Annotated in this window: 13 protein-coding genes; 9 read left to right on the top strand and 4 right to left on the bottom strand. The window is 63.1% G+C overall.

Annotation, left to right across the window (positions count from 1 at the left end; translation table 11 throughout):
* Positions 1-1,403, bottom strand: a 1,403-nt coding sequence (locus GSQ88_RS07100; protein WP_174247945.1) for a FecR family protein, incomplete at its 3' end; no start/stop codon positions are given.
* A 622-nt stretch (positions 1,404-2,025) separates the two neighbouring features.
* Here GSQ88_RS07100 and GSQ88_RS07095 point away from each other — a divergent pair.
* The 4 genes from GSQ88_RS07095 (at position 2,026) to GSQ88_RS07080 (ending at position 6,521) form a co-directional block, all read left to right on the top strand.
* Positions 2,026-2,817 (top strand): transglutaminase-like cysteine peptidase, encoded by a 792-nt coding sequence (locus GSQ88_RS07095; protein ID WP_159006670.1) that lies wholly within the window; start codon positions 2,026-2,028, stop codon positions 2,815-2,817.
* Positions 2,818-2,927: 110 nt separating this feature from the next.
* The gene (locus GSQ88_RS07090; protein WP_159006669.1) at positions 2,928-4,052 is read left to right on the top strand and encodes a lysozyme inhibitor LprI family protein; all 1,125 of its coding nucleotides are present in this window, start codon (positions 2,928-2,930) and stop codon (positions 4,050-4,052) included.
* A gap of 190 nt (positions 4,053-4,242) precedes the next feature.
* Positions 4,243-5,001: an ABC transporter ATP-binding protein gene (locus GSQ88_RS07085; protein WP_159006668.1), complete on the top strand. Its 759-nt coding sequence runs from the start codon at positions 4,243-4,245 to the stop codon at positions 4,999-5,001.
* Positions 4,998-6,521 carry a permease gene (locus GSQ88_RS07080; protein WP_159006667.1) on the top strand — a complete coding sequence of 508 codons (1,524 nt, stop codon included), beginning with the start codon at positions 4,998-5,000 and terminating at the stop codon, positions 6,519-6,521. Before GSQ88_RS07085 ends, GSQ88_RS07080 begins: the two co-directional genes overlap by 4 nt.
* Before the next feature lie 24 nt (positions 6,522-6,545).
* Here the strand turns inward: GSQ88_RS07080 and GSQ88_RS07075 are convergent, their stop codons facing one another.
* Positions 6,546-7,502, bottom strand: a complete 957-nt coding sequence (locus tag GSQ88_RS07075) for a DMT family transporter (RefSeq protein WP_246735106.1) — start codon at positions 7,500-7,502, stop codon at positions 6,546-6,548.
* 105 nt (positions 7,503-7,607) lie between these two features.
* Here GSQ88_RS07075 and pdxR point away from each other — a divergent pair, with 105 nt between their 5' ends.
* Entirely contained in the window at positions 7,608-9,065 is a 1,458-nt protein-coding gene (gene pdxR, locus GSQ88_RS07070; protein WP_159006666.1) for a MocR-like pyridoxine biosynthesis transcription factor PdxR, read from the top strand.
* 178 nt (positions 9,066-9,243) lie between these two features.
* Here the strand turns inward: pdxR and GSQ88_RS07065 are convergent, their stop codons facing one another.
* The gene (locus GSQ88_RS07065; RefSeq protein WP_159006705.1) at positions 9,244-10,191 is read right to left on the bottom strand and encodes an alpha/beta fold hydrolase; all 948 of its coding nucleotides are present in this window, start codon (positions 10,189-10,191) and stop codon (positions 9,244-9,246) included.
* 100 nt (positions 10,192-10,291) lie between these two features.
* Here GSQ88_RS07065 and GSQ88_RS07060 point away from each other — a divergent pair, with 100 nt between their 5' ends.
* The gene (locus GSQ88_RS07060; protein WP_159006665.1) at positions 10,292-11,119 is read left to right on the top strand and encodes an MBL fold metallo-hydrolase; all 828 of its coding nucleotides are present in this window, start codon (positions 10,292-10,294) and stop codon (positions 11,117-11,119) included.
* Positions 11,120-11,184: 65 nt separating this feature from the next.
* On the top strand, positions 11,185-12,237 hold the full coding sequence (locus tag GSQ88_RS07055) for an amidohydrolase family protein (RefSeq protein ID WP_159006664.1): 1,053 nt from the start codon (positions 11,185-11,187) through the stop codon (positions 12,235-12,237).
* 18 nt (positions 12,238-12,255) lie between these two features.
* Here the strand turns inward: GSQ88_RS07055 and GSQ88_RS07050 are convergent, their stop codons facing one another.
* The gene (locus tag GSQ88_RS07050) at positions 12,256-12,711 is read right to left on the bottom strand and encodes a cupin domain-containing protein (RefSeq protein WP_159006663.1); all 456 of its coding nucleotides are present in this window, start codon (positions 12,709-12,711) and stop codon (positions 12,256-12,258) included.
* Positions 12,712-13,160: 449 nt separating this feature from the next.
* Between GSQ88_RS07050 and GSQ88_RS07045 the strand changes: the two genes are divergently transcribed.
* Together GSQ88_RS07045 and GSQ88_RS07040 are read left to right on the top strand one after the other, a co-directional pair.
* Positions 13,161-14,528: an MFS transporter gene (locus GSQ88_RS07045; protein ID WP_159006662.1), complete on the top strand. Its 1,368-nt coding sequence runs from the start codon at positions 13,161-13,163 to the stop codon at positions 14,526-14,528.
* Positions 14,529-14,567: 39 nt separating this feature from the next.
* The gene (locus tag GSQ88_RS07040) at positions 14,568-15,197 is read left to right on the top strand and encodes a hypothetical protein (RefSeq protein ID WP_159006661.1); all 630 of its coding nucleotides are present in this window, start codon (positions 14,568-14,570) and stop codon (positions 15,195-15,197) included.
* Positions 15,198-15,232 lie beyond the last annotated feature (35 nt).

The following is a 15,232-nucleotide window of genomic DNA, read 5'->3' as shown; positions in this document are numbered from 1 at the left end:
GAGCCGTTGTTATTGTTGCCGGGGACCGTCTGCAGGCTGATGCCTTCGACCGCCGCGATCGCCGCCTTTTCCTGCGGGGTCAGCGACGCACTGATGTCATTGTGCTGGGCGGTGCTGTCCTGGTAGGTGAACGAAGTGAACTCGACCGTCGCCGTCGGACGATCGCCGCTATTCGGATCGGTGAAGGTGATCGGCGCGGACAGGGTATGGGGCGCGGGGCTGCCGGTGACGCCAGGAATTTCGACAAAAGCCTGGTCGAAGATGGTCACATCCGGCGCGCCATGAATGTGGTGAAGGCCAGACGTCACGCCACTCGGGGCGGAAGGCGGCGAACCAAGGGGGTTCGTCGCGAGCAACACGATCGGAGTCACGGTGACCCCGCCGGGCAGGTAGACCGGCTGCAACGACTGCGGAATAACCGAATCCGTAAAATGATCGAACAGCGATTTGGTGTTGCTGTCGCCGAATTTCGTCGTGAACAAATCGGTGATGAGCTTTTGCTGATCCGACGTCAGCGGCGAGCCGGCCTCGAAACTGACGACGCCTTGGCTGATTTTGGTTAGCGTTCCAGCGGTATTGACCGTCGCCAGCGGCGCCAGCGTGTTCTTGTCGAACAGGATGTAGGATCCGGTAGAGCCGTCCGGTTCGACCAGGACCTGGAAGTTCGCCGAGGGCGCGCCGTTCTGGCCCGGAACGTCGAAATCGATCTCGACCAGCACCGCGGTGCCGCGGATGCCCATGGTTGCGACCGGGGTATCGACCTTCATGTCGCCGTGCTTTGCGGTCTCGCCGGCGACAAAGGAGATGGTGCCCGCAACCAGGCTGAGCAGCGAGGAATTGTTCGACCCGTTGGGGTCGTAGATCATCTCGTTGACCACCATCCTCGCATTCGACGACAGGCCGAACACGGTGCCGTCGATGAAGGTGACGCCGAGCGCCGAATCCGCGCCGGACTGCAGCACGTCGCCTTTGTCGATGTTGTCACCCTGGTTCAGGATGATCGAGACGCCGTTGCGGATCGCGGTCGCGGTGCCCGTCAGCTTGGTGACATGACCGACAACGACGGCGGCCGCGACAGCGCCGTCGGCCTGGGCAACTTCGACATGGCCCGCGAGCGCGTTGACGAGGTCGCCGGTGAGGTGGGCGCCATCGGGCGACGCCAGCGCGACGCGCTTCTCGCCCTTGAAATAATCGTGCAGCACGAGTTCGTGGTGGTCGTCGGACAGGACCAGGTCGACGCCGGAGCGCTTGAACTCGCCGCCGAACAGCAATTGGGCGTCTGGGACGATAATGGCATCCGACGGAGCGTGCGCGGACGTGCCATCGACATGCGCATGCATAGCGGAGTGCGCAATCGGGCCGTCAACAGGCAGCTTGGCGTCGAATTTGCCAACGAAATTCAATGGGCCACCAAAAAAGGTTAATAATTATGTAATTTTTCTAATCTGCACTTTGCATACCATCACGCAGTGCATCGCGAAACCGCTTCCGCCGCGTGTACAAAGGCCGCGTAAGTTGCTCGTCGCGCCGTGGCCGCGGGCCGATTTGCGCCCCTTGACGAAACAGGAAGCATCCGTAGCGTAAAAGCTGGTATGGCTTTCCGCCATGCCAGGTCCTTTGCCAAGTTCTTTGATGTAAGTCGATGTATAGAATCAACCACCAATACTTGCCTCATCTTCAGCGGACATTTCGCGGCACGACGGTGCACTAATTTCCGGCGTAAGACTGTGATCTAGATGACAAAAACGGCTATTCCCGCGAATTAGCCATACCCCGTGGAATTGCTGCAACAGTCACGGAAATACGCGTCATTCGGCCCGGCTCAACCATCCCTACCCGGGAAAACGTGAAATTCCGTAAAATTTTCAGCAAACTAGCGACCCAGATTTTAGTCTGTTCCACGCTTCCCTGGTTCAAACCGCCGCCTTTAAACCGAATAAAAGCCCCCGCCCCTCATCCTCCCATCCGAAAAGATCCGGTCACGAGCAGGCCATAGCCTCGCCGATGCCCGGACGGGGGTGTCAGATGGGGACTTTCAGTCGCTTGCACGCGTGGCGCGGCCTTGTGCTCGCTTGCGGCCTGGCCTGGTTCGGGTCAGCCGCCGATCTTGAGGCTGCGACGCTGCTGACGCCGGGCTCGGTGGCTCCAGCCAGGAATTCCAGCGAGCCCTTCGGGACGCCCGCGGCCGTTTTGACCTATGGCGGTTTGCGGGACAAATGGCTCGGTGTCGAACGCAAACTGGACGATGAACGGGTGCAACTGGCGCTTTGCGACGGCGACCGCGAACGCTGCGCCTCTCCGGCCGCGCTCCAGCTTCTCGCCATTGTCGACAACGCACGGGCCCGCGAAGGCCGCGCCCGCATCGGCGAGATCAACCGCGCGATCAACCTTGCGATCCGCCCGATGAGCGATCAGGCTCAGTACGGCCAAGCCGACGTGTGGAGTTCGCCGCTCGTCACCTTCGCCCATGGCGCCGGAGATTGCGAAGACTACGCGATCGCCAAGCTCGTCGCGCTGGGCCTGGCCGGCGCCTCTCCCGACGATCTGCGGATCGTGGTGGTGCACGATACCCTTAGCGGCGAGGATCATGCCGTCGCCGCGGCACGGCTCGATGGGCGCTGGTTGACGCTCGACAATCGCCGGATGGCGATGGTCGAGGACGCCGACGTGCGCAACACCCGGCCGCTGTTCGTGATCGATCAGCACGACGTCATGCGATATGTCGGCATGCCATCGCTGGCCAATCTGCGGGATCGCGATCCGCTGGTGGCGCTCAATCTGACCGGCCAGCCGGCCTCGATCTCCTCGTCCAACTAAGATACGCCGCCTGATGCATCCTCGCGAAAATTTCGTTTCTTCATCGCCTCCGGGACGCTAGCATCGCTATAACGAGAATTTTGTGCGATTTCGCGGTGCGGGGATAGCAAATGCGGGCGATCGTGCTGGCTGTCATGATCATCCAGCTTGGACTGGGCTATCCTGGCTATGCCGAAGAGCCGGCGGCTTCCGAACCGCCAATCGGCGCAACGCTGCCGCTCTTTGAGAAAAATCACTGCGTCAACATCAAGGATCCGGCCGATCGGCTGTTTTGCGGAGATCCGCAACTCAACGATCTCGCCGGCAGGCTGAACGACGCGATCCGGGGCAGGCTCGACCGGCGCTCGGACCACCGCCTTGCGATCGCGGAGAACGCGGAATGGATCACCAACCGCAACTCAAGCTGCAGCATTTTTCGCAATCAGAATATCCCGAGCCAGAACGTCGGCACCATCAAGCAATGCCTGGTGAAGGAAACCGAAGAGCGGATCGCGCTCCTGAGCGATCCGAACTTCGATTGCCTGGCGGCGAATACCGCGGCCGGGTCGCTGATATGCAGCGACCCTTCGCTGGCGATCGCGGAGGCCGATCTCAACGACCATGCACTGGCGCTGATCGCCAAGCTGAAAGAGGACGAGGCGAGAAACGCGCATGACGAATACGCAAGGTGGATCAGGAGCCGGGACCGAAAGTGCAGTCTGGTCGGCAAGGAGAACGTGCCGCTGGAGGACGTGTCGTCTTCCGAGGATTGCCTCGCCGACTTCATGAATGGAAAGACCGCCGAACTGATCGCAGCCAAGGGCGATCCCAAGCGGGTTTTTGGCCGCCATCCGCTACCGGCGGCGCCCGATGCCGATGCCGTCGATCTATGCGTCGCGCAAATTCACGCCGCCAATGCTTGCGGGGATTTCCTGTCGGTGAACCGCGTCATCCAGATCGACAGCGATATCCAGCCGCAGAGTGCCAGCGTGCTGGCCGAGATCGAAATGGTGGTTCTCTCTCCGTTCGCGGTGTGCAGCCCGATCGCGTCGGGTTGCACCGGCACCTGCTGGGACTTGAAATCCGGACAGGCCCAGCCGTCGCAGCCCCGCAGCCGGGACAGCTTTGCGGTGGCGCATCGATTGCGGATCGAAAAGTCGTTCGAGTTTCAGAAAGCCGATAGCGGCGGCTGGCGCTGCGGTTCGGCGACACTGCAGCCGATCGCGAAGGGTATTTCGATCGGCCGAGGTCCCTGAAGCCTTTTTGGTTCCGACCGGACAATTCGCCCGTATTGACGGGATTTGCCGTCGGCCGTTCACCGCGCCGCAATCTCTTGGGTTCATGGTCCGCGCTGGAACCAGCCAAATCTGAAACTGACAAAAAAATTGGCAAATCTGAAATTGGCAAATCTAAACTGGCAAATCTGAACTTGGATCACCCCGCATCATGAACCCCGCCGAGCAACCATCCGCACTGCAGGTGCGAGGGTTAACGAAGCGTTTTGATCGCCTTGCCGTCGACGCGCTCGATCTCACCGTACGTTCGGGCGAATTCTACGCGCTGCTCGGGCCCAATGGCGCCGGCAAGACCACGACGCTGCGCATGGTCGCCGGCCTGCTGCGGCCCGACGCCGGTTCGGTTTCGGTGCTCGGGATCGACGCGCTCGCCGACCCGATCGCTGCCAAGCAGATCACGGCCTGGGTATCCGACGAGCCGATGATCTACGACAAGCTGACCCCGCTGGAATACCTCGCCTTCGTGGCCGGTCTCTGGGGTGTCGATCCCAAACGATCCGAGCCGTCGGCGCGCGAGCTTTTAGTCTCGCTCGGGCTTGAACCGCATCTGCACGAACGCTGCGAAGGCTTTTCCAAGGGTATGCGCCAGAAGGTCGCGCTCGCCGGCGCGCTGGTGCACGATCCGCGGCTGATCATCCTGGACGAACCGCTGACCGGCCTCGATGCCTTGTCGGCGCGTCACGTCAAGGGCCTGCTGGGCGAGCGCGTGCGCGCCGGCTGCACCGTGATCATGACCACGCATATCCTGGAAGTGGCCGAGCGCATGGCCGACCGCATCGGCGTCATCGCGGCAGGCCGGCTCGTCGCCGAGGGCACGCTGGCGGAATTGCGCCAGCAGAACGGTCAGAACGATACCAGTCTCGAAGACATGTTCATCGCGCTGGTCGATGTCGAGGCCGCCGCCGCATGAGCTCCGCCGAAGCCCTGACCTGGTTTGCCCGGCACGAAATCCGGCTGGCATGGCGCGAATGGCTCGCGATGATGACCGGCGGCGGGCGTAAACGAAAACGCGCCGTCATCGGCTTGATCATCTTCGCCGCCGTGCTGCATCTGCCGGCCTATGCCGTGATCGGCCGGTTTGCCGATCTGCGGATGCCGATAGATAAATCCTCCCTCATCGTCATCACCGCGACCATCTTCCTGGCGTGGGCCTTGATGCTGTCGCAGGCGATCGAATCGGTCACGCGGGTATTCTATGCACGGGCCGATCTCGATCTCATCATGTCGTCCCCGGTCTTGCTGACCAACGTGTTCTCGGTTCGCATCGCCGCGATCGCGCTGTCGGTCACGGCGATGGCGCTGCTGCTCTCGACGCCCTTCGTCGACGTTCTCGTGATCGGCGGCGGAAGCCGCTGGCTTTCGGCTTATGGCGTCGTCGTCGCGATCGGCCTGTCCGCAGCCGCCGGTGCGATCGCGTTCACGCTCGTGCTGTTCCGGCTGATCGGCCCGAGCCGGACCCGGCTGGTCGCGCAAATCCTCGCGGCGGTCATCGGCGCCGGCTTTGTCATCGCGCTGCAGATCGCCGCGATCATGTCCTATGGCACGCTGTCGCGCTTCGCGGTCCTCACCTCGGATGCCGCGGCGGCCTGGGCGCCCGACGCCGACAGCATCGTCTGGTGGCCGGCGCGCGCGACACTTGGCGACAGCGAGGCCCTGCTGCTCCTGCTGTCCTTTGGCCTGATGCTGCTCGGCGTCGTGATGGCGATTTTCTCGCGCCAGTTTGCCGAGACTGCGATCCGCGTCTCGGCGAATACCACGCCGACCCGGCAAGGCTCGCGCGCGGCGGTATTTCGCACCGGTTCGCGGCAACAGGCGCTGCGCTGGAAGGAATTCGCGTTGCTGCGCCGCGATCCCTGGCTGGTGTCGCAATCGCTGATGCAATTGTTGTATCTGGTGCCGCCGGCGCTGATGCTGTGGCGAAGCTTTGCCGACAGTTCGACGGCCATCGTGCTGATCACGCCGGTCGTGGTGATGGCCGCGGGCCAACTCTCCGGCGGCCTTGCCTGGTTGACGATCTCGGGCGAAGACGCCGCCGACCTGGTGGCGACCGCGCCGCTATCGGCCTCGCGCGTCACCCGCGCCAAGATCGAGGTGGTCTTGATCGCCATCGGCATGGTGTTCGCGCCGCTGATCGCAGCACTGGCATTCGCCTCGCCGCTGCAGGCTGTCGTCACCGCCGTGGGCGTGGCGATTGCGACGATCTGCGCCACCGCGATCCAGCTCTGGTTCCGGGTCCAGGCCCGGCGCAGCCAATTCCGCCGCCGCCAGACCTCGTCGCGGATTGCGACCTTCGCGGAAGCCTTTTCGTCGATCGGCTGGGCCGCGACCGCGGCCTTGGTGCTGGCGATCCCGGTCGCCGCGGTGATCACCGGCCTGATGACGGCGGCGATCATCGCGGCAACCTGGAAGATCAGCCCCCGCCAGCGATGAGCGTTCGGCCATCGAACTGTGACGCTACGCCCGAATCGTTTCGGCGTTCGTGGGCGACGTCTCCTCACGCGAGGTGCGTTTACCGGTCGGGATTGTCCCGACCGCGATGCCGCCCAGTATCATCGTCATCGCCACAATCAGCGATGCGTCGATCGGCTCTCCTAATGCAATCGCGGAGCTGACCACGCCGATCACCGGCGTTGCGAGAATACCCAGTGACGTGGTGACGGCCGGCAGGCTGCGATTGACCATCGCCATGGCCCAATATGCCAGTGCCGTCCCACAGATTCCGCCGTAGAGAAATGCTCCCGCAAGCTTGGGGCTCCAATCGATCTGTGGCGCGCCGTCGACCACGAACGCCATCGCGGACAAGATCAAGGTCGCCAGCAGCGTCTGCCAGAACACCAGCTGGAACGGTGTCGATATCCATTTGTGTGCGCGGACATAGAGGATGTTCGCGGCCCAGAAAAACGCCGCCAGCAGGATCAGGCCATGTCCGATCAGCGAATTTCGATCGCTCGAATCGAAGGCCAACGGGTTGAACATGACGATCAGACCGAGCAGGCCTAAGCCGATCCCGGCCATCCGTGCCTTGGTCAGCGGTTCTCGCAGGAACAGCCACGCGCCGGGCGCGACCCAGAGCGGCGTCGTATAGCCAAGCACGATCGATCGGCCGACCGGGACAAATTGCAGGCCGTAGGCGACCAGCGCCGAGAACGCCACCATGTGCAGCACCCCGATCGCGATGATCACGGGCACGTCGCCGCGGCGCGGAACGATCAGCTGCCCGCGCGCGAGCAGCAGGAAAAATAGGGCCACGGTGGCAACGGCGGAACGGATCGCGGTCGCCCAGAGCGGGTGGACGCTATGGACGATCGTCTTGGTCACCGCCCAGTTCAGGCCCCACGCCACGACGACCACAGCGAACAGCAACAGCGCCTTATGGCGGGGCAGAGGGTGATCCATCGAATAATCCGTCATCCTTCATTCCGGGATACCGAAGCGGTACTGGACAGACGGCCGATCATAGATTTAACTGGCTTTATAAAAAGGTCCATTTCTACAAAATTGATAGAGCCAGTTTGGATGCGCGACGCCCTATCCGGCTTGATCGATGTCGAGCTGCGGCCACGAAGCGGCGAAACGCTCTCGCGGCAGCTCTACCATCAGCTGCGCCATGCGATGTTGAAGGGCCTGCTGCCGCCCGGCTATCGGCTGCCATCCAGCCGGGATTTCGCGCTTCAGCTCAAGATCTCGCGCAACACGGTATCGAGCGTGATCGACCAGTTGGCGATGGAGGGCTATCTCGACATTGCGAGAGGGCGACGCCCAACGGTGGCCGCCTCGAAGCCATCCCTGATGCGCGGCAAGGCGAACGCGCGCAGCGCCGCTGCCAAACCGTTGATGTCGCACTGGGCGGAACGTCTTCGCAAATCCGATTGGCCCGTCAGCAACGAGGGCGCGCCACGGCCGTTTCTTCCGGGCCTTGGGGACGCACGGGAGTTTCCGCGCGACCTGTGGGCGCGTTGTCTGCGGCGCGCCGCGCGCGGCATGCCTGTGCTCGGTGTGCCGGCGCTGAACCGTCCGGCGCTTCAGGCGGCACTGCTCCGGCATTTGGTGGAGCATCGAGGCGTCAAAGCCGGCGCGCGGCAGATCATGATCCTGCCTTCGGCTCAGGCAGCGATCGAACTTATCACGCGCGTCATGCTCAATGCCGGCGATCTCGCATGGCTGGAAAGTCCCGGCTACGGCGGCGCGCACGCCGCGCTCGAAGCCGCGGGTGCGCGGGTCTGCGGCGTGCAGCTCGATCAAAGCGGGTTGTCGATCCAGGGCCGGCGAGACCGGCCGCGATTGATCTTCGTCACGCCCTCCCATCAGTATCCGACCGGGCGGTTGATGCCGGTGCATCGGCGCCAGCAGCTTTTGAGTTTTGCGGCATCGGCCGGGGCAACGATCGTCGAAGACGATTACGACAGCGAATTTCACTATGACGGACGACCGGTCGCGGCCCTGCAGGGGCTGGATGAGACCGGCCGCACGATTTACGTCGGCACGTTCTCAAAATCGACCTTCATGGATATTCGCGTTGGATACATCATCGTCCCCGAAAGCTTCGTTGACGTCTTCGAGAAAGCCCAACGTCACAGCGGCCAGATCGCATCGGCTCCGGTGCAGGATGCGCTGGCCGAATTCATCGAGGACGGTCATTTCGCGGCCCATATCCGCAAGATGACGCGGCTCTACCGCGATCGGCGCGATCATCTGGTGCGGGCCCTCAACGCCGTTGCCGGCGATCGGCTAACCGCCGCTGCACCGAGCGGCGGCATGCAGTTGACCGCCTATTTCAAGCCGCGATGCGAGGACCGCGCCGTCAGCAGCTATCTGTCGAAAATGGGCGTGACGGCACGGTCTCTTTCGCCTCATTTCATCGGCGGGACCGCCGAACACGGCCTATTTCTCGGCTTCGCCGCCTGGAACGAACGCGAGATCGATGCGGGTGCCGATATCATCGGCGAGGTCATGCGAAGATGGCCCGATTCCTGACTGGCGCTCTAGAGCCCCCGTTCCGATAGAATCGGAACAAGGCTCTAGGTTTTTGTTTTGACGCGTTTTCTACCGCAGATAAGTCTACGCAATCTGCGCAGATTGCTATGCGAACAGGTATCCACGGAGCCTGTCATCGGGCGCGCACATTCGCGCGACCCGTTGGCTCGAAAACGCTCTATCCCCTCACCAGCTCCATCACCGCCGCCGCGAACGCTTCGGGTTCTTCCTGCGGCAGATTGTGGCCCGCGCGCGGGATCACATGATGGCTGCGGCGGCCGGTGAATTTCGGTGCGCTGGCGCTGCCGTCGGTCACAACGGCCACGCCATCACCGGCGCCGTCCAGCGTGATGGCCGATACCGTGATCGGCGGCAGCGCCGCCAGTCGGCGTTGCAGCCCGGCATATTGCGGATCGCCCTCGGCAAGGCCGTAGCGATGGCGGTAGCTGTGGATCACGACATCGACATAATCAGGATTGTCGTGCGCGACCGCCGTCCGCTCGAAGCAGGCGTCGTCGAACTGCCAGTTCGGCGACCATTGCTGCCACAAGATCTTCGCGATCCCCCGCCGATTGGCGGCGAGCCCTGCCCGGCCGCGTTCGATCTGGAAATAGTACTGGTACCAGAGCGGCACTTCGCGCTCCGGCCGCGCCGGCGCCATAGCCCCTGCAATGTCCTGGATCAGATAAGAGTTCACGCTGACGAGGCCGATGCAGCGCTCCGGCCACAGCGCCGCGCCGATGCAGGCCGCGCGGCCGCCCCAATCGTAGCCGGCGAACACCGCGCGCTGGATGCCAAGCGCATCCATCAGCGCCATCATATCGGCGCCGACCGCGGCCTGCTCGCCCGAGCGCGGCGTGGCCTTGTCGCGGAAGCGCGTCGGCCCGTAGCCGCGCAAATAGGGAACGATCACGCGGCAACCTTGCGCGGCGAGCCGAGGCGCGACGTCCACGAAGGAATGGATGTCATAGGGAAAGCCGTGCATCAGCATCACGACCGGACCATCCGCCGGGCCCGCCTCGTAATAGGCGATATCGAGCACGCCGGCATCGACGTGACGAAGCGGTTCCAGCCGGTGCGAAGACGGCGCACGCACGCCCGATGATGTCCCCGACGTCAATTCCATGGCTGCGTCTCCTGACGATCTGTTGATCCCGACAAAATAGCCCTCTGCGGCGTTCGGCGATACATTGTCGTCGTCGGCATCAACGAAAGATGGATCCTTCATGCTGCGATCGCTTGTCGCCAGCCTTGCCTTGCTTGCGCTGATCGCCCCGTTGTCGATCTCGCCGGCCGCCGCCCAGCAACCCGCCCGCAGCGAATGCTTGGCGATGTCCAATGCGGCGCCGCGCGCCACGCCGGTCGCGCTGCGGCAGGCAGCGGCGGCATCGGACGAGGTCGCGATCACCTATGCCGGGCACTCGACCTATTTTATCGACACCCCCGGCGGCGTGCGGATCGCGACCGATTATAGCGGTGCCTATCAGGTCGGCCGTCTGCCCGATGTCGTCACCATGAACCGCGCGCACTCGACACATTACACGCTGTTTCCGGATCCGCGCATTCCCCATGTGCTGCATGGCTGGGGTGACGGCGGACAGCCGGCGCATATCAATGAGCGGATCGGCGACGTCTATATCCGCAACGTGACGACCGACATCCGCCGCTATTGGGGCGAGGATGCCGGCGGCGAGATGATCCGGGACGGCAATTCGATCTTCATCTTCGAGGTCGCCGGGCTCTGCATCGGCCATCTCGGACATCTCCACGTCCCGCTCGACGACAGCCATCTGGCGGCGATCGGCCGGATCGACATCCTGATGGTGCCGATCGACGGCACCTACACCATGTCGCTCGACGGAATATCCGACATCGTCAAGCGCTTGCGCGCCTCGGTGGTGCTGCCGATGCATCGCTTCGCCACACCGCTGGAGGAATTCATGCAGCGGATCGGCCAGCAATTCGCGATCGACGTTCGCGCCGAGCGCACGTTGCGGATTTCGCGGGATTTGCTCCCGGGCACGCCAACGGTCATAATCCTCGACGGGGTTTGAACGCCCCCTGCGGGAAACAATAATCTCGACAAAGCAAAAAGCAGAAAAAAAGGGAGTGACGATCCATGGTCTCTGGCAATGCCGCCGCATCAAAGAGCGGGCTCTACGCCGATCCGCGCGAAGACTGGCTTGCGCAAACCACCGAAGAAATCATCGATCCCACGCGGCCGATCGTCGACCCCCACCATCATCTGTGGGATCGCGGCGGCCTGCGCTACATGATCGAGGAAATGTCCGACGACATCGCGTCCGGTCACGCCATCGTCGCCACCGTCTATGTCGATTGCCGTTCGATGTATCGCGCCAGCGGCCCGGAAGCGTTCCGCCCGGTCGGCGAAGTTGAATTCGCCAACGGCGTCGCGGCGATGGCTGCCAGCGGCGGCTACGGCCCGGCGCTGATCTGCGCCGGCATCGTCAGCCACGTCAATCTCTTGCTCGGCGACGGCGCCCAGCCGGTTCTGGAGGCCGAGATCACCGCCGGCCAAGGCCGCTTCCGCGGCATCCGGCATTCATCGGCCTACGATGCCGACCCCGATATAGCCCACATGTACGCGACGCGGCCGCAAGGCCTGTTGCTCGATTCCACCTTTCGCAAAGGCTTTGCCTGCCTCGCGCCGCTCGACTTGAGCTTCGATGCGTGGCTGTTTCATCCGCAGCTTTCGGAATTCGTCGATCTGGCCCGCGCATTTCCCGACACAAGGATCGTGCTCGATCATTGCGGCGGCCCGGTCGGGCTCGGTCGTTTCGCCGGCCGGCGCGAAGAAACTTTCGCGGTGTGGAAGGCCTCGATCCTGGAAGCCGCCAAATGCCCCAATGTGGTCGTCAAGCTCGGTGGCCTCGCGATGCGGCTGCTCGGCTTCGATTTTCACGAGCGCGATATGCCGCCATCATCGGAACAGGCCGCCGCGGCATGGCGTCCCTATATCGAAAGCTGCATCGAGGCCTTCGGTCCCGCGCGCTGCATGTTCGAAAGCAATTTTCCGCCGGATAAAGGCCAGTGCAGCTATCAGGTGATCTTCAACGCCTTCAAACGCATCGCCGCGCAATACAGCGAAGCCGAGAAGACCGCATTGTTCTCGAAGACGGCCGCGGATTTCTACAGGCTGAAGCTGGGGTGATTCGTCGTTGCGATTTTGTCAGGAAGAGCCCATCAGGCTCGCAGGCTGGCGTTCGCTGGAAGGCAGGAAGATCTTCTTCAGCTTCAGGACCACCCGCAACGCAAAGCCGAGCCAGACCGGCTGGGTCTTGCGGCAGAATGCGAGCTTGCGGACGCGATCCTCGATATGCCATCGGGCATGCGCGCCGTCCTTGAAGAAGATGACGTCGCCGGCCGCGTAGCGCTTCGACGGCAGGGTGTCGCTTTCGAGGACGATCGAGCCTTCGAGGATCAAGACGGTCTCGTCGAAATCATAATACCAGTTGAACTTGCCCGCGCTGCACTCCCACACCATGGTGGAGGCCAGTCCGTCCGCGCTTTGCGACAGCACGCACCATCGCGCATCCGGCTTGCCCTCGATGATCCAGGACGGCTCGATCGGCCGCGGCGTGAGGTTGACAGCGAGATTGGTCGTTTCAATGAGGGCGCGGGACATCAAGAACCTCAAACGCGTAAATGAAAAAGCTTGCGATTTGACAGAAAGCAGCGGTGCGGGTTTGACGCCAAAACTAGTGGTAATCTTTTAAACGTTCCTTACGGCAACATGTGCAATCCACGGCAATCGCCGCCGGCCAAAACCTCGCCGACGCGTGCCATCCACGGGCCCCGGGCGCCGCGGGCGCACCTGTCGGAAAGGCTTCGAACCCTCATAACGCATCAAATTCAGTGGCGCAGGCCCCGCCTTCCAATTAATATTCGCGCGGGGCATGGCGGGTCATCAGAACACGCCGGCCGAAGGGGGGCGTCATTTCATGCTACATCCGTTCAGTCTTCTGTTTGAGTGGCCGGTCAAATCGTCGCACTGTGACGATCTGGCGATCGTCGCGGCCTGCTGATTGGCGGGCGCTCCGCTCGCATCCTCTCCTCCTCACCCGAAAAGCTCACATGTCCTTGCAAAGCTCCGTCGCTGCGCGCAGCGCATCCGCCAATAGCCGTCCAGACGTCCCTGCGAAAATCACCTGGGAGGAAAAGAAGGTCCTGACCGCGACCTTGGTCGGCACCACCATCGAGTGGTACGATTTCTTCGTCTACGCCCAGGCCGCCGGATTGGCGTTCGTGCCGCTGTTCTTCTCGCCGATGACCCAGAACAATCCGCTGCTGGCGCAGATCATCTCGTTCGCGACCATCGGACTGTCGTTCCTGTTCCGGCCGCTCGGCGCCATCGTCAGCGGCCATATGGGCGACCGCTTCGGCCGCCGCGGGGTACTGGTGATGACGCTGATCCTGATGGGCAGCGCAACCGCGCTGATCGGCCTGTTGCCGACCTATGCGCAGATCGGCGCATGGGCGCCCGCGCTGCTGATGTTCCTGCGCATCCTCCAGGGCTTTTCGGCCGGCGGCGAATGGGGCGGCGCGGCGCTGATGTCGGTGGAATCCGCGCCGGTCAACCGGCGCAGCTTCTTCGGCTCATTCCCACAGATCGGCACGCCGCTCGGCATGATCCTGGCGACCGGCGTGTTGTGGGCAATGACGGCGGCGCTCGGCAAGCAAGCCATGCTGGAATGGGGCTGGCGGCTTCCATTCCTGTTTTCGATCGTGCTGATCGTGATCGGTGCGGTGATCCGCCGTTCGGTCGAGGAATCGCCGGTCTTCAAGGCGATGCACCAGCGCCGCAAGGAATCCTCCGCGCCGTTGCGCGAGTTGTTCCGGCATCACAGCGGCAAGATCTTTCGCACCGCTTTGACCTTCATGGCCAATAACGCCGCCGGATACATTCTGATCGCTTTCATTATCAGCTACGGCCTGAACGTGCTGAAGATGCCGTCGGACCAATTGCTGCTGGTCTCGACGCTGGCGGCCGTCAGCTGGTTTGCGTTCACGCTGTTGGGCGGCCTGATGGGCGACTGGATCGGACGGGTGCGCAGCTTCCAGATCGGCTACGCCATCATGGCGGTGTGGGCGGTGCCGATGTGGTTCCTGATCGATTCCAAGAGCGCGGTGCTGTTTTTCATTGGCGCGCTGGGCCTGACGATCGGGCTCGGCCTTTCCTACGGCCCGCAGGCGGCGCTCTACGCCGAGCTGTTCCCGGCCGAAATCCGCTATTCGGGCGTCTCCGTCAGTTATGCGCTCGGCGCCATTCTTGGCGGCGCCTTTGCGCCGGCGATCGCGCAGTGGATCATCGGAACCTACGGCGAGTCCTGGCGGGTCGGCGTCTACATCGCCGTGCTCGCGGTGATATCGCTGGTGGCCGTCTCCACCATCAGGGATCCGCAGGGGGTGGACCTCAACGCCCAGGACCACGGCCCCAGCTAGAGGGGGACGCTGACGGTCGGCGAATCCAACCGCAATTGAATGAACTTTGCGCCGGCTGGTTGCGACCAAGGGGTATCGATAACGAACTGCCGGCGAAGCGAAATGCCCCTCAGCCCAGATGCATTGGCCGTGGATGTGGAAGCGGTGGAGCGGCTGTGCTGGTCGTTCGACTTCCGGCTTGAAACCGATCTCGATCAAACGGGGTGGTTCACCGTGGACGGCGCGAAAGCCTTCCGGCCGATCGGACGCGACGGCGCCGGCGGCGTATTTGCGCTGCTGCCGCCCGCGCAGCACGTGCTCTATGTGTCGTCCGAGGGCCAGGCCGGCGTCGTCGCCGCCGATTTCGACGAATTCATCCAGCTGATCGTGGCCTGTCCCTACTGGCAGGACCTGCTGAAATATTCCGCCGGCGGCAGCCTCGACGAGATGCGGCGCGCGGCGACCGCGCTCCATAGCGCGTTCGACGACGACGACGATATCAACGAGGCCCGCGACTACCTGATATCCAAAATCCGGCTGACACGGCCGCCCGATCCGGTCGCCGCCCTGCATCGCGCGGTATCGGCTTCCGCAGTCGCCGTACGCGCCCCCGACGGCGAGCCCTGCGCGACGCTGTTCAACGACTTTACGATCGATGACAACCCAATGCTGCGCGATGTGGTGGGGTAGAGCGTGATGAAATGAGGCCATAGCAGCAACGGGAG

This window comes from Bradyrhizobium sp. S69 (assembly GCF_009766005.1).
In the GTDB taxonomy this organism is placed as follows: domain Bacteria; phylum Pseudomonadota; class Alphaproteobacteria; order Rhizobiales; family Xanthobacteraceae; genus Bradyrhizobium.
This window is presented reverse-complemented; position numbering and strand designations above follow the sequence as displayed.